This window comes from Nitrospirota bacterium, assembly GCA_035516965.1.
Classification (GTDB): Bacteria; Nitrospirota; UBA9217; order UBA9217; family UBA9217; genus MHEA01.
In genome coordinates, this window is record DATIZR010000043.1 from 1 (window position 1) to 22278 (window position 22278).

At 57.7% G+C, this 22278-nt stretch carries 23 protein-coding genes, 2 pseudogenes and 1 riboswitch; of the genes and pseudogenes, 22 read left to right on the forward strand and 3 right to left on the reverse strand.

The window, feature by feature from the left end:
• Nucleotides 1-157: 157 nt before the first annotated feature.
• The gene (locus VL197_05935; GenBank protein HUJ17515.1) at nt 158-463 is read right to left on the reverse strand and encodes a hypothetical protein; all 306 of its coding nucleotides are present in this window, start codon (nt 461-463) and stop codon (nt 158-160) included.
• Between the two features lie 218 nt (nt 464-681).
• Here VL197_05935 and cobU point away from each other — a divergent pair, with 218 nt between their 5' ends.
• The 22 genes and pseudogenes from cobU (at nt 682) to VL197_06045 (ending at nt 19901) form a co-directional block, all read left to right on the forward strand.
• Nucleotides 682-1203: a bifunctional adenosylcobinamide kinase/adenosylcobinamide-phosphate guanylyltransferase gene (cobU, locus tag VL197_05940; protein ID HUJ17516.1), complete on the forward strand. Its 522-nt coding sequence runs from the start codon at nt 682-684 to the stop codon at nt 1201-1203.
• Nucleotides 1204-1215: 12 nt separating this feature from the next.
• Nucleotides 1216-1416 (forward strand): annotated as a pseudogene (locus tag VL197_05945) (nicotinate-nucleotide--dimethylbenzimidazole phosphoribosyltransferase).
• Between the two features lie 45 nt (nt 1417-1461).
• Nucleotides 1462-2232: an adenosylcobinamide-GDP ribazoletransferase gene (gene cobS, locus VL197_05950; GenBank protein ID HUJ17517.1), complete on the forward strand. Its 771-nt coding sequence runs from the start codon at nt 1462-1464 to the stop codon at nt 2230-2232.
• A 1-nt stretch (nt 2233) separates the two neighbouring features.
• Nucleotides 2234-2836, forward strand: coding sequence for a histidine phosphatase family protein (locus VL197_05955; GenBank protein ID HUJ17518.1), 603 nt, complete (start codon nt 2234-2236; stop codon nt 2834-2836).
• 46 nt (nt 2837-2882) lie between these two features.
• Nucleotides 2883-2982, forward strand: a riboswitch (TPP riboswitch).
• Between the two features lie 101 nt (nt 2983-3083).
• Complete coding sequence (gene thiS, locus VL197_05960) at nt 3084-3350, forward strand: sulfur carrier protein ThiS (GenBank protein ID HUJ17519.1); 267 nt, start codon at nt 3084-3086, stop codon at nt 3348-3350.
• Nucleotides 3351-3366: 16 nt separating this feature from the next.
• Nucleotides 3367-4146 (forward strand): thiazole synthase, encoded by a 780-nt coding sequence (locus VL197_05965; GenBank protein HUJ17520.1) that lies wholly within the window; start codon nt 3367-3369, stop codon nt 4144-4146.
• A gap of 79 nt (nt 4147-4225) precedes the next feature.
• Nucleotides 4226-4849 carry a thiamine phosphate synthase gene (gene thiE / locus VL197_05970; GenBank protein HUJ17521.1) on the forward strand — a complete coding sequence of 208 codons (624 nt, stop codon included), beginning with the start codon at nt 4226-4228 and terminating at the stop codon, nt 4847-4849.
• Nucleotides 4850-4920: 71 nt separating this feature from the next.
• Complete coding sequence (thiC, locus tag VL197_05975) at nt 4921-6240, forward strand: phosphomethylpyrimidine synthase ThiC (GenBank protein ID HUJ17522.1); 1320 nt, start codon at nt 4921-4923, stop codon at nt 6238-6240.
• 31 nt (nt 6241-6271) lie between these two features.
• Nucleotides 6272-7123: a M23 family metallopeptidase gene (locus tag VL197_05980; GenBank protein HUJ17523.1), complete on the forward strand. Its 852-nt coding sequence runs from the start codon at nt 6272-6274 to the stop codon at nt 7121-7123.
• 73 nt (nt 7124-7196) lie between these two features.
• A complete protein-coding gene (gene thiD / locus VL197_05985; GenBank protein ID HUJ17524.1) occupies nt 7197-7964 on the forward strand; it encodes a bifunctional hydroxymethylpyrimidine kinase/phosphomethylpyrimidine kinase in 768 nt (255 codons plus the stop codon).
• A 160-nt stretch (nt 7965-8124) separates the two neighbouring features.
• Nucleotides 8125-8832 (forward strand): ribonuclease PH, encoded by a 708-nt coding sequence (rph, locus tag VL197_05990; GenBank protein ID HUJ17525.1) that lies wholly within the window; start codon nt 8125-8127, stop codon nt 8830-8832.
• Nucleotides 8829-9401 carry a TMEM165/GDT1 family protein gene (locus VL197_05995; GenBank protein HUJ17526.1) on the forward strand — a complete coding sequence of 191 codons (573 nt, stop codon included), beginning with the start codon at nt 8829-8831 and terminating at the stop codon, nt 9399-9401. Before rph ends, VL197_05995 begins: the two co-directional genes overlap by 4 nt.
• A gap of 190 nt (nt 9402-9591) precedes the next feature.
• On the forward strand, nt 9592-10395 hold the full coding sequence (locus VL197_06000; GenBank protein ID HUJ17527.1) for an IclR family transcriptional regulator: 804 nt from the start codon (nt 9592-9594) through the stop codon (nt 10393-10395).
• A gap of 122 nt (nt 10396-10517) precedes the next feature.
• A complete protein-coding gene (gene larE, locus VL197_06005) occupies nt 10518-11390 on the forward strand; it encodes an ATP-dependent sacrificial sulfur transferase LarE (protein ID HUJ17528.1) in 873 nt (290 codons plus the stop codon).
• Nucleotides 11391-11446: 56 nt separating this feature from the next.
• The gene (gene purD / locus VL197_06010) at nt 11447-12724 is read left to right on the forward strand and encodes a phosphoribosylamine--glycine ligase (protein ID HUJ17529.1); all 1278 of its coding nucleotides are present in this window, start codon (nt 11447-11449) and stop codon (nt 12722-12724) included.
• A gap of 51 nt (nt 12725-12775) precedes the next feature.
• Nucleotides 12776-13270, forward strand: a pseudogene (purE, locus tag VL197_06015) (5-(carboxyamino)imidazole ribonucleotide mutase).
• Between the two features lie 131 nt (nt 13271-13401).
• Nucleotides 13402-14253 (forward strand): ARMT1-like domain-containing protein, encoded by an 852-nt coding sequence (locus VL197_06020; GenBank protein HUJ17530.1) that lies wholly within the window; start codon nt 13402-13404, stop codon nt 14251-14253.
• 51 nt (nt 14254-14304) lie between these two features.
• The gene (locus tag VL197_06025) at nt 14305-14919 is read left to right on the forward strand and encodes an L-threonylcarbamoyladenylate synthase (GenBank protein HUJ17531.1); all 615 of its coding nucleotides are present in this window, start codon (nt 14305-14307) and stop codon (nt 14917-14919) included.
• Between the two features lie 125 nt (nt 14920-15044).
• The gene (locus VL197_06030) at nt 15045-16361 is read left to right on the forward strand and encodes a PhoH family protein (GenBank protein HUJ17532.1); all 1317 of its coding nucleotides are present in this window, start codon (nt 15045-15047) and stop codon (nt 16359-16361) included.
• A gap of 189 nt (nt 16362-16550) precedes the next feature.
• Nucleotides 16551-18056, forward strand: coding sequence for a cytochrome c biogenesis protein ResB (locus VL197_06035; protein HUJ17533.1), 1506 nt, complete (start codon nt 16551-16553; stop codon nt 18054-18056).
• A gap of 23 nt (nt 18057-18079) precedes the next feature.
• A complete protein-coding gene (gene ccsA, locus VL197_06040) occupies nt 18080-19318 on the forward strand; it encodes a cytochrome c biogenesis protein CcsA (GenBank protein HUJ17534.1) in 1239 nt (412 codons plus the stop codon).
• A gap of 178 nt (nt 19319-19496) precedes the next feature.
• The gene (locus tag VL197_06045; protein ID HUJ17535.1) at nt 19497-19901 is read left to right on the forward strand and encodes a DUF1059 domain-containing protein; all 405 of its coding nucleotides are present in this window, start codon (nt 19497-19499) and stop codon (nt 19899-19901) included.
• Nucleotides 19902-19941: 40 nt separating this feature from the next.
• Here VL197_06045 and VL197_06050 read toward each other — a convergent pair whose 3' ends face one another.
• Nucleotides 19942-21588, reverse strand: a complete 1647-nt coding sequence (locus VL197_06050; protein ID HUJ17536.1) for an ABC transporter substrate-binding protein — start codon at nt 21586-21588, stop codon at nt 19942-19944.
• Nucleotides 21533-22258, reverse strand: coding sequence for a gamma-glutamyl-gamma-aminobutyrate hydrolase family protein (locus VL197_06055; GenBank protein HUJ17537.1), 726 nt, complete (start codon nt 22256-22258; stop codon nt 21533-21535). Before VL197_06055 ends, VL197_06050 begins: the two co-directional genes overlap by 56 nt.
• Nucleotides 22259-22278 lie beyond the last annotated feature (20 nt).

Sequence of the window (22278 nt, forward strand, 5' to 3'; positions counted from 1 at the left end):
TAAACAGCGGCATTGTTACTGGCACCCCTTAAGGTGTTAACTGCACGTATCTGCTAATCGTTCTTTCTCAAGTTGTTCCGGTAGCCTGGTTTGCGTTGTGATCTGGTTTGCTAGCCGCGGTTGCTTGCTTCCCTAAAAGGGATTACTCAGGTCTTGATCATACATATCCTCGGGCCTTGAGTGCTATCCGGAGATGGCGGATCCATTTGTTGACCGTGTTGGTTTCGACCTGTTTACCAGAGCGCTCTGCGTCCAGGCTGAACAGGTGAGTCCTGATCTCGTCAAGAACCTTAGCCTTGATGCCGACCATGGTTCGGTTGCCGTAGAAGTCGAGGAGTTTCTGGAGGGCCAGCACATCGGCGCGTTGGGTGTTCGGGCTCTTGTCTTTCCGGAATTCCTTGTACTCGGCAATAAGACCCGGAGATGATTTGTCCGAGTCTTGTCCGATGAATTTTTGCAACACCTGTATTGTCTTGACAATGCTATCTGCTTGTTTTATTATCCTTCTCCACAGGGTCGGGTCCATTTTCTGAGTGAGGTTTGACAGGTTCGAGACCCGTCGCCCGCTCCATTTTCGCTTTCGTAGCGGCAACTCCTTCGCAAACCGACCCCTTCCTGTTCGTTCAGGGAGGGTTTTTTTGTCCGGGGAGCCTCACCTACTCAAACAGGAAACAACAGCAGATGGCGGACAGAATTTATTTCATCACGGGCGGCGCCCGGTCGGGCAAATCGGCCTTCGCAGAAAAACTGGCAGGAACGATGGCCGGCAGCCGGGCGTATATCGCGACGGCGCAGGCCCTGGACGAGGAAATGGCCGCCCGGATCGCGAAGCATCGCAGGGACCGGGGCACGGTCTGGGACACTTATGAGGAACCGCTCGCGGTCGCTGAGCTGCTCGGAAAGCTTTCTGGCAGGTACTCGGTGACGCTTCTTGACTGCCTCACGCTGTGGCTCAGCAACGTCATGGCCCATACCGGAAGCGACGGGAGCGTTGTCTCCCGGACCGATGAACTTGCGGCCGCGGTCAGGGGCTTCAAGGGGAGCTGCATCCTCGTTTCGAATGAAGTGGGCCTCGGCATCGTGCCCGACAACCCGCTGGCCCGGAAATTCCGCGATCTTGCCGGCATGCTGAACCAGAAAATGGCCCATCTGGCGGACGAAGCATATTTTACCGCGGCCGGAATCCCGGTGAGGATCAAGTAAGCAGAAACTCGTACCAACGATGTAGGGCACCGGAAGATGCTGGAGCACCTGGAGCAGGTGCCGCTTCTAGACCTGAACCTTCGGCTCGGGGAAGGAACCGGCGCGGCGCTCGGCATCTCGCTGGTCGAGGCCGGATTGAAGGTGCTTGCCGAGATGGCGACGTTCGCTTCGGCCGGCGTTGCCGAGAAGAGCGAAGAGCAGGTCAGCACGTAGCGGCCAAAGAAGCGCAACCCTGCCACGGACAGGGAAAGGGATCTCATGATCAAGAACCTTATAACAGCGGTCCAGTTCCTTACGATCTTTACGGTCCACCGTGAGTATCAGGATGAAGAGCGGAGTCTTGCCCGGTCCATAGTGTATTTTCCCATCGTCGGGTTCCTGATCGGATTTATCCTGATCAATGCCGACAAGCTCATGATGCTGGTCGCGCTGCCGCAGACCATCGCCAATCTCCTCCTGGTCGGGCTTTCCGTGCTGGTGACCCGCGCGCTACACATCGACGGCCTGGCCGATACTATGGATGGCCTCATGGGGGGGCGGGACCCGTCATCGCGTCTTGCGATCATGAGGGACAGCAGGCTTGGCACTGCGGGAGCGGTCGGGATTTTCTTCGTTCTGTCCGTGAAGTACCTGTCGTTGAACAACCTGTTCGAGAGCGAGCGGGTCGCCGCGCTCCTGACGGCACCGGTACTTGCCCGCTGGTCCCAGACGCTGATGCTGTTCAATGCGGAATACGGCAGGGAAGAGGGCATGGGCAAGGCGTTCGTGGGGCGTCTCCGGGCCAGCGGGCTCACTGCCGCCACCGCCATCGCACTCGGCCTTCTTGCATTCGTCGCCTTTCGCATGGACGCCCGCACGCTGATCCTCATCCTGAGCATGCTCGCCTGCGTTCTGCTTCTGACCTTCCTGGCCCGCTGGTATTTCAAGCGCAGGCTGGGGGGCGTGACCGGCGATGCTATCGGCGCGGTGAGCGAACTGAACGAAGTGCTGGTACTGCTTCTCTTCGTCATCTTCTCAAGCGGGAATTAACATGACGGTCACGCGGGTCTATCTCATGCGCCATGGTGAAGTGCAGAACGGCGGAGAGAAGCGGTACAACGGCCACATCGATATCGACATAACCGGGAAAGGCGTCGAGCAGATGCATCGGCTCGCCGGCCTCCTGTCGGGAAAGCCGGTTGCCGAGGTCTATTCCAGCGACCTTATCCGGTCCCTGCGGGGAGCGGAGATCATAGCGCAGGCACTCGGCGGCACCGGCCGGACGGCCCTCCGGGAGCTCCGGGAACGGAGCGTTGGCGTCTGGGAAGGGCTGACCGCCGAAGAGATCAGGGACCGGTATCCCGGGGAATACGCGGCTTGGCGCTCGGACTTCCTCAATTACCGGCCGCCGAACGGCGAGTGCCTGCTCGATGTCCGCGACCGCGTCCTGCCAGTGTTCCGGAAGGCGGTGATAACCCATCCCGGAGAAGAAATCGCCATGCTGCTGCACGGCGGCGTGAACCGGGTGGTCCTCGCCGACGCCCTGGGCCTTGATCTCCGGAACCTGTTCCGGATCGAGCAGTCTTTCGGGGCCCTCAATATCATCGACTACTTTGATGACGGCATGGCGGTTGTCAAGCTCCTGAACGGGTGACAGGAAAAACGTTGACTTTGCCAATTCCCTGCTGTATTGTGGGATCATAAAAACCTGGGGGAGCCGAATGGCTGAGAGTCCTGAAGGGACGACCCTTAGAACCTGATCCGGATAGTGCCGGCGTAGGGAAGGCAAGGAAAGCATCTCAGCAGCACATGCAAGCCGTATCCTTCCGGGTACGGTTTTTTTATTTCAGCGGTGCGGTAGTACCTGTTGCAGGTGAGCGCAGGGGAATCGGGAACCGGGCATGCATATTGTTCTGAATGGAGAAAAAAGGGAAGTCCCCGACGAACTGACGGTCGGCTCCCTGCTCGCACATCTGAATATCCAGCCGCAGCGCGTGGCCGTTGAGCTGAACGAGATGATTGTCAGGAAAGAACGCTATGAACAGTCCGTTGTCAGGGACGGCGATTCTCTAGAAGTCGTCAGCTTCATGGGCGGCGGAGGTTTTTCAGCAATGGTTGTCCGTACCGGTCCCTTTCGGGGAACGTTTAATAAGAAGATAGAGAAGTAAAAGCGAGGAACGGGAAATGAACGATGTGCTTGTCATAGCGGGAATCCAGTTTCACTCACGCCTCTGGGTTGGGACCGGGAAGTACAGGGATTTTGCGGAGACGAAGAAGGCGATCGAGATTTCCGGGACGGACGTGGTCACGGTCTCGGTCCGGCGCGTGAACATCATCGACAAGAGCAAGGAGAACCTGCTCGACTACATCGACCCGACAAAGTACAAGATCCTGCCGAACACGGCCGGTTGTTACACGTCCAAGGACGCGATCCGGACAGCGCTGCTCGCTGCCGAGGCGGGGATCACCAAGCTCGTCAAGCTCGAGGTGATCGGCGATGCGAAGACACTGTTCCCGGACAATGAGGCGACGCTCGAAGCGGCGAAGGTCCTGGTCAAGGAGGGGCTGATCGTGCTGCCCTATACCAGTGATGATCCGATCATGGCAAAGAAGCTCGTCGATATCGGCTGTCCGGCGATCATGCCGCTCGCCGCGCCGATCGGCTCCGGTCTCGGCATCAGGAACCCTTACAATATCCGGATCATCATGGAGACCGTGAAGGTTCCCATCATTGTCGACGCCGGCGTCGGAACGGCTTCGGACGTTGCGCTCGCCATGGAGCTGGGGTGCGACGCGGTGCTTCTGAACACGGCCATAGCCGGGGCCCAGGACCCGATTGCCATGGCTGAGGCCATGAAGTATGGCGTCCTCGCCGGCCGTCTCGCGTATAAAGCGGGACGAATACCGAAAAAGCTCTATGCCACGGCCAGCAGTCCGCTGGAAGGAGTGATCGGGAGCTCATGATTCATTGCAAAGTGGCTGAGTGCAAATGTGAATGTGATCCCGGGTCTTCCACTTTCCGGTCTGCAATTTGACATGTGCAATGAAATTGGATTTTAAACTCTATCTCATTACCGACCGGAAACAGACGAAGGTTCCGCTGCCTGATGCGGTACGGATGGCGCTCCAGGGCGGCGTCAGGGCGATCCAACTCCGTGAGAAGGATCTTCCCGTACGCGACCTTCTTGACCTGTCCCATGAACTCCGGAAACTGACCCGGCAATTCGGTGCAAAGCTTTTCATCAATGACCGCGTTGATGTCGCCGTTGCGGTCGATGCAGACGGAATTCATCTCGGACATCAGAGTATGCCGCCCGAAGCGGTCAGAAAGATAGTGGGCAGGGACAGGATCATAGGGGTATCGACGCACAACATTCTGGAAGCAAAGGCAGCTGAAGCAGGAGGGGCGGATTTCATAACCTTTGGGCCTGTATTTTTTACTCCATCAAAAGCAAGCTTTGGAGATGCAGTGGGGTTGGAATATCTGAAAAGTGCTAGCAATGCAGTATTAATCCCTATATATGGGCTTGGTGGCTTAAAAAGTGGGAATATAAAACAAGTCATTGCTTACGGCGCCTATGGTGTTTCCATGATCTCGGCAATCTTTACTGCTGATGACATCCAGAAGGCTGCTGAAACAGCGGTGGGAGAAGCAGGCCGGAACTGATGCAATGACAAGGCGGCCACCCATGGGTACTCTGAGGGTATCCGCCGTGCCGACACAATCGAGGTGATCTTATGACGCAGATTCTTGAAGCAAGGAAAGGCAATATCACACCCGAGATGGAAGCTGTGGCCCGGGCTGAAGGAGTCGGCATTGACCATATCATCGATGGAGTGGCCCGGGGCACGATCGTCATTACCAGAAACAAGACGCATGCGTCAATAAGCCCGCTCGGCATCGGAAAGGGACTTCGGACCAAGATCAACGCGAACATCGGGACCTCGAAGGACCGGATGTCTATTGAAGGCGAGCTCGAAAAGCTGAAAGTTGCCGTAGTCGCTGGCGCTGATGCGGTCATGGACCTGTCGACCGGCGGACCTATTGTCGGGATACGCAGGGAGATCCTGAAGCACTCCACTGTCTCCATCGGCACCGTGCCGATCTATCAGGCTGCGGTCGAGACCGTTGAACAGGGGAAACCGATAGTCCAGATGGACCCCGACCTCCTGTTCCGGGTGATCGAGCAGCAGGCAGAGGAAGGCGTGGATTTTGTGACCGTGCACTGCGGCGTCACCACCTCGAGCTTGGAGCGGCTCAAGAAACAGGGCAGGATCATGGACGTCGTCAGCCGGGGGGGCGCTTTCCACATAGAATGGATCATCTATAATGGGATGGAGAACCCGCTGTTCACGCAGTACGACCGGCTGATCGAGATTGCCAAGAAATATGACGTCACCCTTTCGCTCGGCGACGGCATGCGGCCGGGGTGTCTTGCCGATGCCACGGACCGTGCCCAGATCGAAGAGCTGATCACGCTGGGAGAACTGCGCGACGTCGCCCATGAAGGAGGGGTGCAGGTGATGATCGAAGGACCGGGCCACGTGCCGATCAACCAGGTCGAGACGAACATGAAGATCCAGAAGGAACTCTGCAAGGGAGCGCCGTTCTATGTGCTCGGGCCGCTCGTGACCGACGTGGCTCCCGGCTATGATCATATAACTTCCGCCATCGGCGGCGCCATTGCGGGGGCCGCCGGTGCCGACTTCCTCTGCTATGTAACGCCGTCCGAGCATCTTCGTTTGCCGGACCTTGATGACGTGCGCGAGGGAGTCATCGCCTCCCGCATCGCGGCCCACGCAGCCGATATCGCAAAAGGTGTAAAGGGCGCAATGGACTGGGACAAGGAAATGGCACGGCGTCGCAAGGCGCTTGACTGGAAAGGTCAGATCGAGCTGTCGATGAATCCCGAACGCGCGCGAAAATTGCGCGAATCGAGCATGCCGAAGGAATCGGACGTCTGCACCATGTGCGGCGAGTTCTGCTCCATGAAGGGCATGTCGCAGTACCTGAAGAAGGAAGACCGTAGCCGGAAAGCAGAAGTAACAAAACCATAGGGCAATTCCTGTTAAGCGAAAGGTACCAAACATGAACAGATTCAAAGAAATCTTCATTCTCACATCGTTACTGTGCCTGCCGTATATTGCTCATGCGCAGGAAAAAGCGCTCCAGCCCGAGATCATCCTTGAACCAGCGAAGCCCGGACCGGGAGATCTTTTGGTCGTTACCATCAAGAACGCACCAGGGACGCCGGAAGGTAAGTTTAACAACAAGAAGATCTACTTCAATCCTTCGAAAGATTCGTTCAAGGCAATAGTCGCCATCGATTACTTTACCGAACCCGGGAAGTACGATCTCGAAATTTCTTCGAATGGCTCTACTCTCAAACAGGTCGTGGAAGTCATCAAGAAGGAATATGAGGTCCAGCAGTTGACTCTCCCCAAACACATGGTGGAACTGTCTGCCAAAGACGAGGCGCGCGCTGAGCGGGACCAGCAAAAAATGGCGGCTATCTGGCCCAACGAAACCGGCCGTTCATGGACGGGAGACTTTGTCAATCCTCTTGAAGGCGAGATTATAACGCCTTTCGGCGTCCGGAGGATCATCAATAACATTCCGAAAAGCCCGCACACCGGCGTTGATGTCAAGGGAAATAAAGGAGATAAAATAATCGCACCGAATAACGCAGTAGTTGCCCTCGTCGACAACCAGTTCTTTGCCGGCAAGGCACTGGTGCTGAACCACGGCCAGGGCATTTACACCATGTTCTTCCACCTCTCCAAGGTCCTCGTCAAGCCGGGACAGGAAGTCAAGAAAGGTGATGTCATTGCGCTTGTCGGCTCCACGGGCCGCGCCACGGGACCGCACTTGCACTGGGGGGCGCGGGTGCAGGGCGCGCGTATAGACCCGCTGGAACTGGTACATCTGAAGTTGGAATGAGACCGGACTTGCCTCTCAGCTGCGGAGCCGATAAAAATATTACATTGTGTCTTGATAGTGAACAAGAGAGCGCATGCGAAAAGTCCTCTCCATAGCAGGCTCCGATCCGTCCTCCGGTGCGGGCATCCAGGCTGACCTGAAAACGTTCCAAGCCCTTGGCGTCTTCGGTATGGCCCTGCCTGCTGCGCTCACGACCCAGAACAGCCGCGGTGTTTTCGGCGTTAAAGGCATTACTCCCGGCATGCTGTCAAAACAGCTTGACGCCCTCCTTTCCGACATCTTGCCAGATGCAGTTAAGACCGGCATGCTCTTGACGAAACGGAATGTGGAGACCGTTGCCACGACCATCAATAAATACTCGATCAAGAGCCTTGTTGTCGATCCTGTGCTGAAATCGAGCTCGGGCAGACCCTTGCTTCAGCCTGGAGCTCTTAAATCACTCGCCGGAAAGTTGTTTCCTCTTGCGATGATCGTTACTCCGAATATTCCCGAGGCGGAGGTTCTGGCCGGAATTTCGATAACATCGGAAGGGGACATGGATCATGCTGCGGGCAAGATCATGGACCTCGGCCCGAAATATGTCCTGATCAAAGGCGGCCACCGAATCGGTCCGGCAGCGGACACTCTCTATGGAGGCAGAAGCGTGCTCAGCTTTTCCACACCCCGAAGAAGAGGCCAGTTTCACGGCACAGGGTGCGTTCTTTCCTCGGCAATTGCCGTGTTCATAGCAAAGGGATTGCCTGTGGAAAAGGCTGTGGAAAAGTCAAAACAGTTTGTGGATAAGATGTTGACAACCGCGGAGCCGCCGGGAAAGAGCAATATAAAATACTTTCAGTTCTAAAATCCACCGCAGAGGCACGGAGCTACGGAGAAGATCCATTTACACAGATTGTTTATATTGGATTGGCGATGATCAATAGCAATCACGGTGTGTCGTTTGGCTTTCCTTATGTTACCACTGCATCTCGGCAGGAATATTGACATGTTCATGGGAGATCGACATGCGCGTTGACGGCAGGAAGGCGGACGAGCTCCGCAAAGTGAAGATAATACGAAACTATATTAAATCCGCCGAAGGCTCGGTGCTGATCGAGATGGGCGATACCAAGGTCATCTGCACGGCAACGGTTGATAATTCTGTTCCGCCCTTTCTTCGGGGCAAAGGAACAGGCTGGGTGACCGCCGAGTATGCCATGCTGCCGCGCTCGTCCTATCAGCGCATTCAGCGGGAACGGGGCAAGGTGGGCGGCCGCACGCACGAGATCCAGCGGCTCATCGGCAGATCGCTCCGTTCCGTCGTGGACATGACCGCGCTCGGAGAACGGTCGGTGCTGATCGACTGCGACGTGGTCCAGGCGGACGGAGGAACGCGGACGGCATCCATCACGGGGGCCTATGTTGCGTTGGCGGATGCTCTCCGTCATATCAAGAGACAGGGACTCATCGAAACGACCCCGCTCATGGACTTTCTCGCCGCGATCAGCGTCGGGATCGTGGGCGGAACGCCCATGCTCGACCTGTGCTACGCCGAGGACTCCGGGGCTGAAGTGGACATGAACCTCGTGATGACGGGCAAGGGCAAGATCGTGGAAGTGCAAGGAACAGCGGAAGGCGAGCCGTTCTCGAAAAGCGAACTGGCCAAGCTCCTCGCCCTCGGAGAGAAAGGCATCAAGGCACTGGTGAAGAAGCAGAAAGACCTGCTCAGATGACGGCGTTCCTCACGTCGCTGGCGATTGTATTTCTTGCCGAGATGGGTGACAAGACCCAGCTCCTGGCCATGGCCTTTGCCACGAGGTTTCGCTGGCAGACGGTCATGGGGGGGGTGTTGGCCGCAACGGCCGCGAACCACTTTTTCGCTGTCCTGGCCGGGAAGTACCTTACATCGTTCATCCCTCTCTCCTCCGTTAAGATCGGTGCAGCGGTATCGTTCATTCTCTTCGGGCTCTGGACCATCCGCGGGGACAAACTGCATGATGAGGACAAGCGGTTCAACTTCAGCCCCTTTTGGACGGTAACGGCCGCTTTTTTCCTGGCCGAGATGGGGGATAAGACCCAGCTGGCCACCGTGGCACTTGCCGCCGATTTCAATGCCGTCATACCGGTATGGGTGGGGACAACAGCAGGAATGCTGATCGCGGACGCTTTCGGTATCGTCATCGGAGTTGTACTGCACAAAAGGATACCGGAAAAACAAATCAAATGGTTCTCAGCCGTCGTTTTCATCCTTTTCGGGCTCTGGGGATTATATGGGCCTGTGATGCAGCAGATGGGTAAATGATGGTGAGAGCCCGATGGTCCACCCTCCTTCCCGACCGGCATGCCTCTCGTACTGATACCTGCCGCCTTGCATTGACTGTTTGCTCTTGACAAGCGTTCGTGGCTGCAATACTATTAAACACTTGTTTTAGAACGAGGGTTTCGCTGGCCGGGGCCGCTGTTATCCGGGCAGAGTCAAGGAGCAGATCACAATGGTCACGAAGCGGGAAAAGGCAAATTATACGATCCAATCCGTTTCTCACGCCCTCGACATACTCGAGTCATTCACGAAGACCGAGGACGAACTGGGTGTGACCGAATTATCAAAGCGGCTGGGACTGCACAAGAACAATGTTTTCCGGCTGCTCGCTACGCTGGAGCACCGCGGCTACATCGATCAGAACAAGGCTACCGAAAACTACCGGCTCGGCCCTAAAACTCTCCAGATCGGCGCCATTTTCATCGAGCAGCGTGAATGCCGCCGCCAGGCGCGTCCCATCATAGAGAACCTCATGGCCCGGTCCGGCGAGACAGCGGTCGTTGCCGTGCTTCGCGGGATCAAGGTCATCTACATGGACAGTGTCGAGACGAACAGGACGGTCCGCGCCGTATCCCGCATTGGAGCGATGCTTCCCGCTCACTGCACCGCCATGGGCAAAGCCCAGCTAGCCGTCCTTCCCGTTGAGGAAATAGAGCGGCTCTACCCTGAAGCGTCCCTGCAGCCCATGACCGAAAAAAGCATCAAAACGAGGGAGGCTCTTCTGACGGAATTGCGGAAAACCGCAAACAAGGGATACGCCATCGAGAACGAGGAGTGCGATCTGGATGTAAGGAGCGCGGCAGTGCCAGTCAGGGACTTCTCGAAAAATGTCATCGCTGCGATCGGAATCGTAGCTCCGTCCGCCCGGCTGACCGATGAGCGGCTTGAAAATGGCGGTGTTCTCTCCTTCATCCAGGAGGCGGGCAAGGCCCTCTCGTCGAAACTCGGCTACATCGCCCCTTCGGGGAAAAAATGATCTGCCTGTCCGTTCCATGCGAGGGGTTCTATCCGCGGGGATGCATTATCACGGCCTCCGCAATCCTTTAGAATTCATCCTGTTATTGACACTTCCGCTCCAGCTGTGTTATTATCGCGACAATGACGATTGAACATAAATGGGAACATCTCAAGGAACTGCTCCGCGAGATGGGCTCCGCAGTCATTGCTTACTCCGGCGGCGTTGACAGCTCCCTGGTACTGAGGGCCGCCGTTGAGGTCATGGGTCCACGTGTCATAGCCGTCACCGCGGATTCCCAAACCTATCCTCCGGCCGAACTCGCTGAAGCAAGCGGGTTCGCCCGCTCCCTCGGCGTCGATCACCGCGTCATTCAAACCGACGAACTTGCCTGCGAGGAATTTGCGGCCAATCCTCCCGATCGCTGTTATTTCTGCAAGAAGGAGCTGTTCGGCAAGTTGAAGGATATTGCCGGGGGCGAGGGGATCCCCTTCATCCTGGATGGTTCGAATGCCGATGACCTGAAGGACTTCCGGCCGGGCAGCAGGGCCGCAGCGGAGTTCAGGGTCAGAAGCCCGTTGAGGGAAGCCGGGTTCACCAAGAATGACGTACGTGATTGCGCCAGGCTGCTGGCTCTGCCTCTCTGGGACAAGCCGTCCGCGGCCTGCCTGTCTTCCCGCATACCCTACGGTAGAAGGATAACACCGGACATTTTGAAGACCATCCTGTCGGCCGAAGACCACCTCCATGCACTCGGCATCGGCCAGGTGCGCGTCCGTCATCATGGCGATACGGCAAGGATAGAGATAGACCGGCGTGATTTCAGCCTGCTGCTCTCTGATGAGACGGCCCGGACCATAGTAAGCGGACTCAAGGCGCTCGGCTATACCTACGTCTGCATCGATCTCGAAGGGTATCGGACGGGCAGTATGAATGAGGGCATCCTCCGACACACAGAAGGCGGAGCGGGGAGCCGGGAAAAAATGATGCTCGATGCAGGATGCAGGAAACCATGAAAGGATGCCGTATCATCCCTCGTGGCTCATGGACCCTCATCACAAAGGAGTAGTGCATGAAGGTGCTTGTCGTAGGCGGCGGGGGAAGGGAGCATGCGCTGGTCTGGAAGATTGCGCAGAGCCCGAGAGTGAAGCGTATCTTTGCGGCGCCGGGGAACGCCGGCATTGCAAACCTCGCGGAATGCGTCCCGATTAAAGCTGAAGATATCAAGGGGCTGCTGGAATTCGCGCGATCCAGGGCCGTTGATCTGACACTGGTCGGGCCTGAAGGGCCGCTCTCCATGGGAATCGTGGACGAGTTCACGAAGGCCGGTCTCAGCATCTTCGGACCCAGCGGCAAGGCGGCGATCATCGAGGGAAGCAAGCGGTTCTCCAAGGACCTGATGAAGAAGTACGATATCCCGACGGCGGACTATGCGGTTTTCACCGATCAAGCCCGGGCAGAAGCCTACGTGCGGGATAAGGGGGCGCCCATCGTGGTCAAGGCCGACGGCTTGGCCGCGGGCAAGGGTGTCGTCGTGGCCGAGTCCGTTGAAGATGCAGTGAACGCCCTGGACCTCATCATGGCGCAGAAGGCCTACGGTGCGGCCGGAGAACGGGTCGTGGTCGAAGAGTGCCTCAAGGGTGAAGAAGCATCGTTCATGGCTTTTTCCGACGGCAAGACCGTCGTGCCGATGGCGTCATCGCAGGACCATAAGCGGGTGTTCGATGCGGACAAGGGGCCGAACACGGGCGGTATGGGGGCCTACTCTCCGGCCCCGATCGTGACGGCGAAACTGGAACGCCAGGTCATGGAGACGATCATGATTCCAACGGTGCGGGCCATGGAGAAGGAAGACCGGCTGTTCCAGGGAGTGTTGTACGCCGGGCTCATGATACACAACGGGGAGGCTAGGGTGCTGGAGTTCAACGCACGCTTCGGCGATCCGGAGACACAGCCCATCATGGCCCGTCTCGACACGGACCTCATCGACATCATCGAGGCCATTCTGGCCGGCAGACTCGCTAAGACCGATATCCGGTGGAAGCCGGATTCCGCGGTGTGCGTTGTCATGGCATCGGGGGGCTATCCCGGGAACTATGAGAAGGGCGTCGAGATTACCGGGCTGGAGCGGGCGGCGGAGCGCAGCAATGCCATGGTCTTTCATTCGGGGACGTCGGTCAGGAATGGAAAGATCGTAACCGACGGCGGAAGGGTGCTCGGCGTGACCGGGCTCGGCCCTACGGTGGCCGCGGCCATCGACAGCGCCTATGCGGCTGTTCACGATATCTCTTTTCAGGGGGCGCACTACCGGAGGGACATCGGCGCACGGGCGCTCGAGACGGGTACGTAACGAAACGACGCACGAAAAGTTCACATTTCTAATATTGCAGAGGAGTTCATCATGGGAAAACCACTGGTTGGAATACTGATGGGGAGCGATTCGGACCTCCCGATCATGCAGGAGGCGGCAGCGATGCTGCAGGAGTTCGGCATCGATTATGAGATGACGATAGCCTCAGCCCACCGTACGCCGAAGAAAGTGCTGGAATATGCCCAGAGCGCCGAGAAGCGCGGACTGAAGGTCCTGATCGCCGGAGCGGGCTGGGCCGCCCATCTGGCCGGCGTCGTTGCCTCTCATACCACGCTGCCGGTGATCGGCGTGCCGATCGATTCTTCACCGCTCAAGGGGCTCGATGCACTTCTTGCGACTGCCCAAATGCCCGGCGGTGTGCCGGTCGCAACGATGTCACTGGGCAAAGGCGGCGCGAAAAACGCAGGCGTATTTGCAGCACAGATCATCGGCGTTGGCGATGTGAAGGTCGCGAACCGGATAAAGGTCTTCAAAGTGGAGATGGAACGGGACGTGGAGGACAAGGCAAGGCGGCTCCAGGCGATTTCGACGGTTTCGACGGCCCAGAAGGAGGCGGCTCCCATTGAGGCTGCAGGCGCCGGTCCGGCAAAGAAGAAATCCCGCCGCCGGCGCTGGAAGAAAAAGCCGGCAGGCTCCGCGCCACAAGGGCCGGCATCGTGAAGACCGAGCTTGAATGCCTGCCCTGCTTCTTCGGGCAGGTCCGGCGCACGCTCACCCATGCAGGAGTGAACGGCGAGCGAGGACGGGAGATAGCCCGCAGGGCCGAAGCGATCATTAACAAGGCTTCGCTCGATGAGGTTCCCGCTCGCACGACCACCATTATCCACAGACTTCTGCGCCGGGAAACCGGGATCGACCCCTACCAGCGGCTGAAGGATGAGTACAACCGGATCGCCCTCGAAATACTGCCGGGTGTAGAGGCCCGCGCCCTGGCCGTGTCGGACCGGCTGGAAGGAGCGGTCCGTGCGGCGATCGCGGGAAATGTCATTGATTTCGGAATCTACGACAGCATCGATCTCGAACGGGCGATCGATGACTCATTCTCACTTCCCTTGTCGCATGCGGACTATGCTGCGTTCGCCCAGGCGCTCGAGGGATCTCGGAACATTCTCTATCTCTGCGACAACGCCGGCGAGATCGTCTTCGACCGCATCCTGATCCAAGCCCTGCGGGAGCAGGGCCGGTCCGTGACGGCCGTTGTGAAGGGATCCCCGGTGATCAACGATGCCACGCTTGAGGATGCCGCTGCTGTCGGGCTGTCCGAATTCGCGGAGGTCATTGACAACGGCAACGACGGGATCGGAACGCTGCTGGAATGTTGCTCCCCGCGCTTCCTGGCCGCGTATTTTTCGGCGGATCTCATCGTCAGTAAGGGACAGGCCAACTACGAGACTCTCGCGAAGGAGGACAACGACCGCATATTTTTCCTGTTCAAGGTCAAGTGCCCTGTCGTGGCCGGGGCGCTTAAGCGGAACAACGGAGACATCGTTCTGATGAGGAACGGGTGAGACATCGGAACACGGATCGCATCCGGTTGATTGTGTGCAGGAGAGCCCGGGATGGCCGCTGATATCATCAAGATTGATCCCGCCCATCCGGAATTTGCATTTGTCCGCTGCAGGGATGTGATCTCGCGGGGAGGGGTTGTCATCTATCCCACGGATACCTTTTATGGTCTGGGAGTCGACCCCGCCAATGCCGAGGCTGTCAAGAGGCTCTTTTCCATCAAGGGGAGATCCGTGGACCAGCCAATCCTCCTTTTGATCAGGGACGGCATTGAGGTAGGGAACTGGGTCGCTGAATTGAACGCCGAAGGCCGGCGACTGATGGCGGCCTACTGGCCGGGGCCACTCACGCTCGTGTTCACCGCAGGGAGCCGGGTGCTCCCCCTGCTGACAGGGGGGAGCGGCACCATCGGGATCAGGGTGCCGGGCAGTGAACTGACGAGGCAGCTGCTTTCGTTCATCGGCACCGCGCTTACCGGAACGAGCGCAAATCGCTCCGGCCAGGAAAGCCCCACTACGGCGGAACAAGCGGCCTCGTCCCTGGGCTCGCAGGTGGATCTGATCCTCGACGCCGGAGCAGCGCCCGGGGGCCTACCCTCCACCATCGCCGATGTGAGCACGGGCCGTGTGTGCGTTATTCGCGAGGGGGCTGTGAGGCTTTCACCGTAAATCGGACCGCGCCGCTTTCCGGGACTGCAGCCTTCCGGTCGCGAGTTGGACGATCCCATTTCATACGACAGCAATCGATGGTTCCCCGAAGCCGCGGCGAACTTCGGCTCTGAAAAGGACGGACGATGAAAAAAGTTTTTGTGCTGGACACCAATGTGTTGCTCCATGACCCGCGGGCGATCTTTGCGTTCGAGGACAATGATGTCGTGATCCCGATCGTGGTGATCGAGGAACTGGACAAGTTCAAAAAGGGGATCGATGAAATCGGCAGGAACGCCCGCCAGGTGTCGCGAATCCTTGATGAATACCGTCAGAAGGGAAAGCTCTCCCAAGGGGTGACGCTTGAGGGCGGCGGGAACCTCCGCGTTGAGTTGAACCACCAATCTCCGGAATATCTCCCGCACGAGTTGATCGCGGCCAAGGCAGACAACCGCATCCTCGCGACGGCCTTGAACCTGAAGCATGATGATCTTCCCGTGGTCCTCGTGACCAAGGACACGAACCTGAGGATCAAGGCAGATGCCGTGGGCATCCATGCCGAGGACTTCGAGTCCGAGACGATCATGATCGATGAGCTCTATTCCGGAGAACTGGAGCTTGCCGTCGAGCCCTCCGCGATCGAGGAGTTCTACGCTAATGGGGAACTGCCGGCAGCCGATCCCCGGCCTTACGCAAACCAGTTCGTGCTCCTCAAGAACAAGGCCAATGCATCGCAGACCGCTCTTGCCCGGTACAGCCAGCAGAAGTTCTCCTTTGTGCCGATCGCCAACGTGAAGCACGGGGTCTGGGGCATCACCGCCCGGAACAAACAGCAGCAATTTGCTCTCGATCTGCTGTTGAATGATGACATCCGCCTCGTGACGCTGGTGGGCAAAGCCGGCACCGGCAAGACTCTTCTGGCGCTGGCGGCGGGACTTGAGAAGACCATCGATTCCCGTTCATTCCTGCGCCTCGTCGTATCCCGCCCCGTATTCCCCATGGGGAAGGACATCGGCTTCCTGCCGGGCGATATCGAAGAGAAGCTCAAGCCCTGGATGCAGCCGATACGCGATAACCTCGACTTCCTCGTTGGTTCCTCGGCGCAGCCGGGCAGGGCGAAGGGGAAAAAGGACCTGCAGAGCCTTTTCGACCTCGGCATGATCGAGGTGGAGCCGCTCACGTATATCCGCGGTCGCAGCATGCCCAACCAGTATCTGATCGTCGACGAAGCTCAGAACCTGACGCCCCACGAGATCAAGACGATCATAACGCGGGCCGGCGAGGGCACAAAAGTCGTGCTCACGGGCGACCCCTACCAGATCGACAACCCCTACATTGACTCTTCAAGCAACGGCCTTTCCTATGTTGTTGAACGGTTCAAATCTGAGTCGCTCGCGGGACACATCACCCTGGTCAAGGGTGAGCGATCGGATCTCGCCGAACTCGCAGCAACCTTGCTGTAAAGTCAAAAGTTGTTTCCATTCTTTTTTCCCTTACCGCCCTGTCTGCAGGGCGGCTTTCTGGCGGCACCGGCGGTCCCCAGCAGGAACGGGCAACGAGTGACGCTCGCTGCGATGCCTGAAAAGCCTTGACACCGATTACGCTAGTATGTTAATTTTAAAAATCTTTTGTGCCAGGCGGGAGGCGCTGCATTGGAAAATCAAAAAGGGCTTGTGGAAATTGCCGCGGAGAAGGTATGGAAATTCCTTTCCTCAGTAAAGCTCGCTGTCATACTGCTCATTATTCTGGCCATCGTATCGGTCATCGGCACGGTCATCCAGCAGAATGAATCCCCCGAAAGGTATCTGCGCGAATACAGCCAGACCACCGTCACGCTGTTCGAGGCGATCGGCTTCTTCGATATGTATCACACGTGGTGGTTCGTGCTTCTTCTGTTCCTGCTTACGGCTAACCTGACGGTCTGCACGCTCGACCGGTTCCCTCCGACCTGGAGAATCATCAAAGCGCCTCTCAAACCGATTGAGGACGAGGGCTTGAAGGCCCTGCCGTTCAAGCAGGAGATCGTCTTCAAGGGGGATGCTGGATCGGCACTGGAGCGCGTGTCCCGTACGCTTGCCGCCCACCACTACCGGGTCAGCGAGTATCACGGAGCAGGGGCCATTCAGCTTATGACGCAAAAGGGCGCTTACAGCCGTCTCGGATACATCATCACCCATGTCAGCATCCTGCTCGTGTTCATCGGCGCCCTGATCGGGGCGTTTTTCGGGTTCAAGGCGTTCTTGAACCTGCCGGAGGGCGGCGCATCGAAAGTCGTATATCTCAGGAACGAGCCCATGTGGGACAAGATCGTGGACTCGCTGGGAGTTGCTAAAAGTCCTGTCATCCCGAGCGCGGAAGGAGGCCTGCCGGCAATGCCGCTGGGTTATTTCGTCCGCTGCGACAACTTCGACGTCGACTACTACATCAATGCCAAAGGAATGCCGACCGGCATGCCTTCCGAGTACCACAGCACGCTGAGCGTGTTCGACCAGAACGGGCAAAAAATACTCGACAAGCGGATCCGCGTGAACGATCCGCTGACCTTTCACGGCATTACCTTCTATCAGTCCAGCTACGGCATGATCCCCGACGGACGCGGCAAGATCGTCCTGAACGTCCGCCGCAAGGACAGTCCCCGGTCCGAAGGCGAAACGATCGCTCTGGATCCCGGTCAAGCGCAGTATGTGCCGTCGATCGACCGGACGATCAAAGCAGTCAGCTTCGCCCCCTACGGAATGCGCGACCCGGCAACCGGCCAAGTCCAATTCTTTCACACCGAGAACGACGAACTGATCAACCCGACGGTAGAAGTGGAGATACTGAAGGGCACGACGCTTGTCTCCAGGAGTTATCTGCTGAAGATCGACCCACTCCAGCCTTCCCTTCCCGAGGATTATGTGATCAGCTTCGTGGAGTACTGGGGCGCCCGTTACACGGGACTCCAGGTGACGAAGGACCCCGGCGTATGGATCGTTTATACGGGTTTTATCCTGCTCTGCATTGGTCCGCTCATCGCATTCTTCGGCTCCCATCGTAAGCTCTGGGTGAGGATCCAGGATCGGAAAGGGCAGGCGGTCGTCACGGTGGCCGGCTCGTCCAACCGCAACCGGATCGGATTCGAGCGGGAGTTCAGCCGGATCGTTGACAAGATCAGGTAGTAATTTCAGGGAGGAATCGATTGATGAATAGCTCCTTACTTTTTAATATCGCCACACTGGCTTACCTCGTTGCCATGGTCCTGTACATCAGCTTTCTGGCATTCAAGAAGGAAGCCATCGGAAAGACTGCATCCATTATCACCTATACCGGGTTCGCGATCCAGACCGCTGCATTGTTCACGCGGTGGTGGGAGTCTTACCAGATGGACATCGGCAGGGTGCCCTTGTCGAACCTGTTCGAATCACTCGTATTCTTCACGTGGAGCACGGTTCTCATCTACATCATCGTCGAGTTGAAGTACAAGACGAGGGTCTTTGGTGCCTTCGTTCTGCCCGTGGCGTTTCTAGCGCTGGCGTTTATCAATGTCTCCGGCATCAGCAGCGAGATCACGCCGCTCGTCCCTGCCCTCAAGAGCAACTGGCTGTTCTACCATGTACTCGTGAGCTTCCTCGGGTACGCCGCGTTCGGCATCGCCTTCGCCATCAGCATGCTCTATCTGCTCATGGACACCGAGGACCGCGGCACGTCCTTCAATATGGTCTCTGGCATCGTTGCGATCCTTGCCCTTGCAACGCTCGGCTATATCATGGCGGGTCATGGCATGAAAACCTCATTCTGGCTGGGCCTTGGAGTACTGGTACTGGCGTGGTTCATCTTCCTCATCGTCTCCGGTTCCCGCCACAAGGCGCAGGTCTTCCTTTTCTGGTCGTTCTGCGTGACGCTGGCGGTCGGCCTGCTGATAGCCATGGGCATCGATTTCGTTTATCTCATCCAGCTCAAGAATCTGGCCGCCGGGGAGTCTTTCAAGAAACACATGTTCGAAGCCACCTTCGTCAGTTCCTCGCTGCCGGTGGTGCTCGTCAGCTGGGCGGTCATCATCGCGATCTTCGTGATCGTCTGGTTGCGGGGAATGCGTCTGAAGTCCTTCCTGCATCAGTACATGCCGACGATGGACCAGCTGGACGATGTGACGTACAAAATGATCGCGATCGGCTGGCCGCTGCTGACCGCCGGCATCATCACCGGGGCGGTCTGGGCAAACAGCGCCTGGGGAACGTACTGGAGCTGGGACCCGAAAGAGACCTGGTCGCTCATCACCTGGTTCGTGTACGCCATCTATCTCCACGCACGGTATGTCCGAGGTTGGAAGGGCAGCCAGATGGCGGTTATCTCCGCGGTCGGTTTCCTCGCGGTTATCTTTACCTATCTGGGTGTCAATCTCGTTCTTTCCGGTCTTCATTCCTACGGTGGCATGAATTAAGGCATCCCTTCCCACATCGACAGCAAGGACGCCGGACATCGATCACGATGCCGGCGTTTCTTTTTTCACGGTCCTGGAATCCGCCGGTCCAACCAAGGCTCCGCTTGATCGATATGCTATACTTTAACCAAGACAGACAGTCCCTTTACGGTCCAGGTTTGAACCCGGGAGGTGCCCCATGAGAGAATTCAGATGTGCAAGTCTAGGGAACAAGTGTTCGTGGAGACATGTTGCAACGGAAGAGCTGCTCGCCGACATGGTCGCGCTCCATCTGCGGGATGTCCATGGCATACCAGCGGTGACTCCTGAACTGCTGGGGAGCATAAAAAAGGCCTATTCCCCGGCGGGGCCAGAGGCAGTTGCCGAGGCAACTGCTGCCGGGATGAAGGTGTATGACTGTGACCTTGGCCCCGGCTGCAGGTGGAAATATATCGCGATGACCGAAGAACTGATCGCTGACGGCACAGCGGTTCATGCGCGAGAAGTTCATGGAATCAGGGATTTTTCACCGGAGATGGCGGCCCGCGTAAAACGGTCTATCCGCACGTGGAGCGGGGAGGGGCTGCAGAAGAAGACAGCATGACATGCTGTGAGGGAGGGAAGACGGCAAACTGCCTTCCCTCTTATCGTTTCACGGTAACATCAACCCGTTTGTCGATGGAATAGATAGGATATATCTTAAAGTCCTTGACCCAGGGCTGAACGACGAAATAATCGGCCCGGTGCCACATGAAAACCCAGGGCGCGTTCCGGATGATGCGGTCCTCGGCCTTGCGGTAGAGCGCATACCGTTGGCGTTCGATCATAGTGTGCTGTGCAGCCTCGATCAGCCGGTCGAGTTCGGGGTCGTTGCACCGGGTACGGTTGCCTCCGGAGCCGACGCTTGCCGAATGGAACAGCGGGAAGAGAAAGTTCTCCGGATCCGGGTAGTCCGCCCACCACGAGAGCCAGAAGGCGTCAGGCTCTCCTTCGTTCACCGCGTGTTTGAAAGCGCTCCAGTCCAGTTGGGTGATCGTGGCGTTCAATCCCGCATTCCCGAGATAACGCTGGATGACTTCCACGATATCCAGCACCTCGGGATCTGCCGGGATGTAGATCCTGACGTCAGTTCCCTTCGCCCGCGCCTCCTCAATCAATTCTTTTGCCTTCCGCGGATCGTATTGATACCCGCCCGAGATCAGCGTCAGCCGGTCGTTCTTCCAGAGTCCGGGAGGGATCGGGCCTGAAGCGAGCACACCCCTTTTTTCAAAGAGGGTATTCAGGATATGCTGCCGGTCAATGGCCATGTTCACAGCCTGCCGTACGCGGATATCGTCAAAGGGGGGACGGGTGCAGTTCAGACCGAGATAGTAGCTGTTCAACCCTGGCTTGCCGTAGACGTGATCCCGCCATGCTGGATCGGTGGTGTAGCGCCTGTATTCGGAGGAAGGTATCTGGAGGATGTCGAGCCTGCCGGTTTCGAATTCCACGACGGCGGTGAGATCCTCGGGTATGACCCGGTACGAGATGCCGTTCAGCTTTGGACGTCCTTCGAAGTAGTCCTCCCTCGCAGAAAGGGTGATAGACTGGCCGTGTTTCCATTCGGTCAGCACGTAGGGTCCGCTGCCGACCGGATGAGTGCCGAAATCCTGTCCCAGCCGGTCAACTTCCTCCCGGGGTACGACATAGGCGGTCGTCATGGCCAGAAGCGACAGGAAGGGTCCGAAGGGCTGCCTGAGAGTGAGCGCCAGGGTGTGATCATTAACGACCCGGATTCCGGATATCTTCCGGGATCTGCCGGCGAGATAATCGTCGGCTCCCTCGATCTTGTCCAGGACCCAGGTAAGAGGCGCCTTTGATGCGGGCGTCAGGACCCGCTCGAAGGAGTAGCGGAAATCGTCCGCTGTCACCCGGCGGCCGTTGCTGAAGCGGACGTCCCGTCTCAAGCGGAACGTGTAGGTCCGCTGATCCGGAGAGAGCGACCAGGACCGGGCTATGTCAGGCACAATGTCGAGATTTTCGTTGAAGCGGACCAGTCCGTTGAAGAGCTTTGCGGCGATCGAGCCGCCCATGACATCGGTGATGAGTGCGGGATCAAGCGTGGTCGGATTGGTGTTCAGCCGGAGATAGAGGTAGCCGGGAAGCAGACTGTCGTCGGCTTTCCGGCATGCAGCGGGGAAAACCGAGATCAGGATGAACGCGATAAGGAACAGCAGTGCGCGTGTGAATGCCCCGTCATTTCCGGGACGCGTTGATAAGCGCCGTAAAAAGCTTTTTTGTGTACCGGTCATTGATCGTTTTTTCCGGATGCCACTGGACAGCGATCAGAAAGGTGTTCTTTCCGCGGGATTCCAGGGCTTCAAAGACACCGTCCGACGACACGGCGGCAAGCCTCAGCCCCCGTCCGGGGTTTTTGATGCTCTGGTGATGCGAACTTCTCACCTTGAGGGAGCAGTCGCCTTTTTGGCGTCCGCCCAGGATCTGACATATCCGGGTGCCTTCGAACACGCTTACCGTATGATACACTTTTTCGCCCGGCTTTGCCGGTCCGTGTTTCAGCGCTTTCCTGATCTGGAGGGAAATATCCTGATACAGGGTGCCGCCAAGGGCGATATTCACCAACTGCGCGCCGTGGCAGATGGCAAGCACCGGTTTTTTTGTCCGGGCCACGGCACTGAAGAGGTTGAGTTCGAAACGGGTCCGCTTGTCCGGAGACGGGCGCATGCGCGCGTCTTTGAGCGGCCTCTCGTTGTAGAACCGGGGACTGATGTCATCACCGCCCGTGAACAGGAACCCATCAAGCCGGTTCACGAGATCGGAGATGGAAGTCTCGATCCCAAGAAGCGGAACCGGTATGCCGCCTGCCCGGAGCACCGCCCTACCATAGTCCTGGTCAAGGATGTTCAGGTCCCTCGTGGGCTGGACGTCCAGATTCATGGTAATGCCGATCAACGGTTTCATCCCGCACCTCCCCGTGGTCA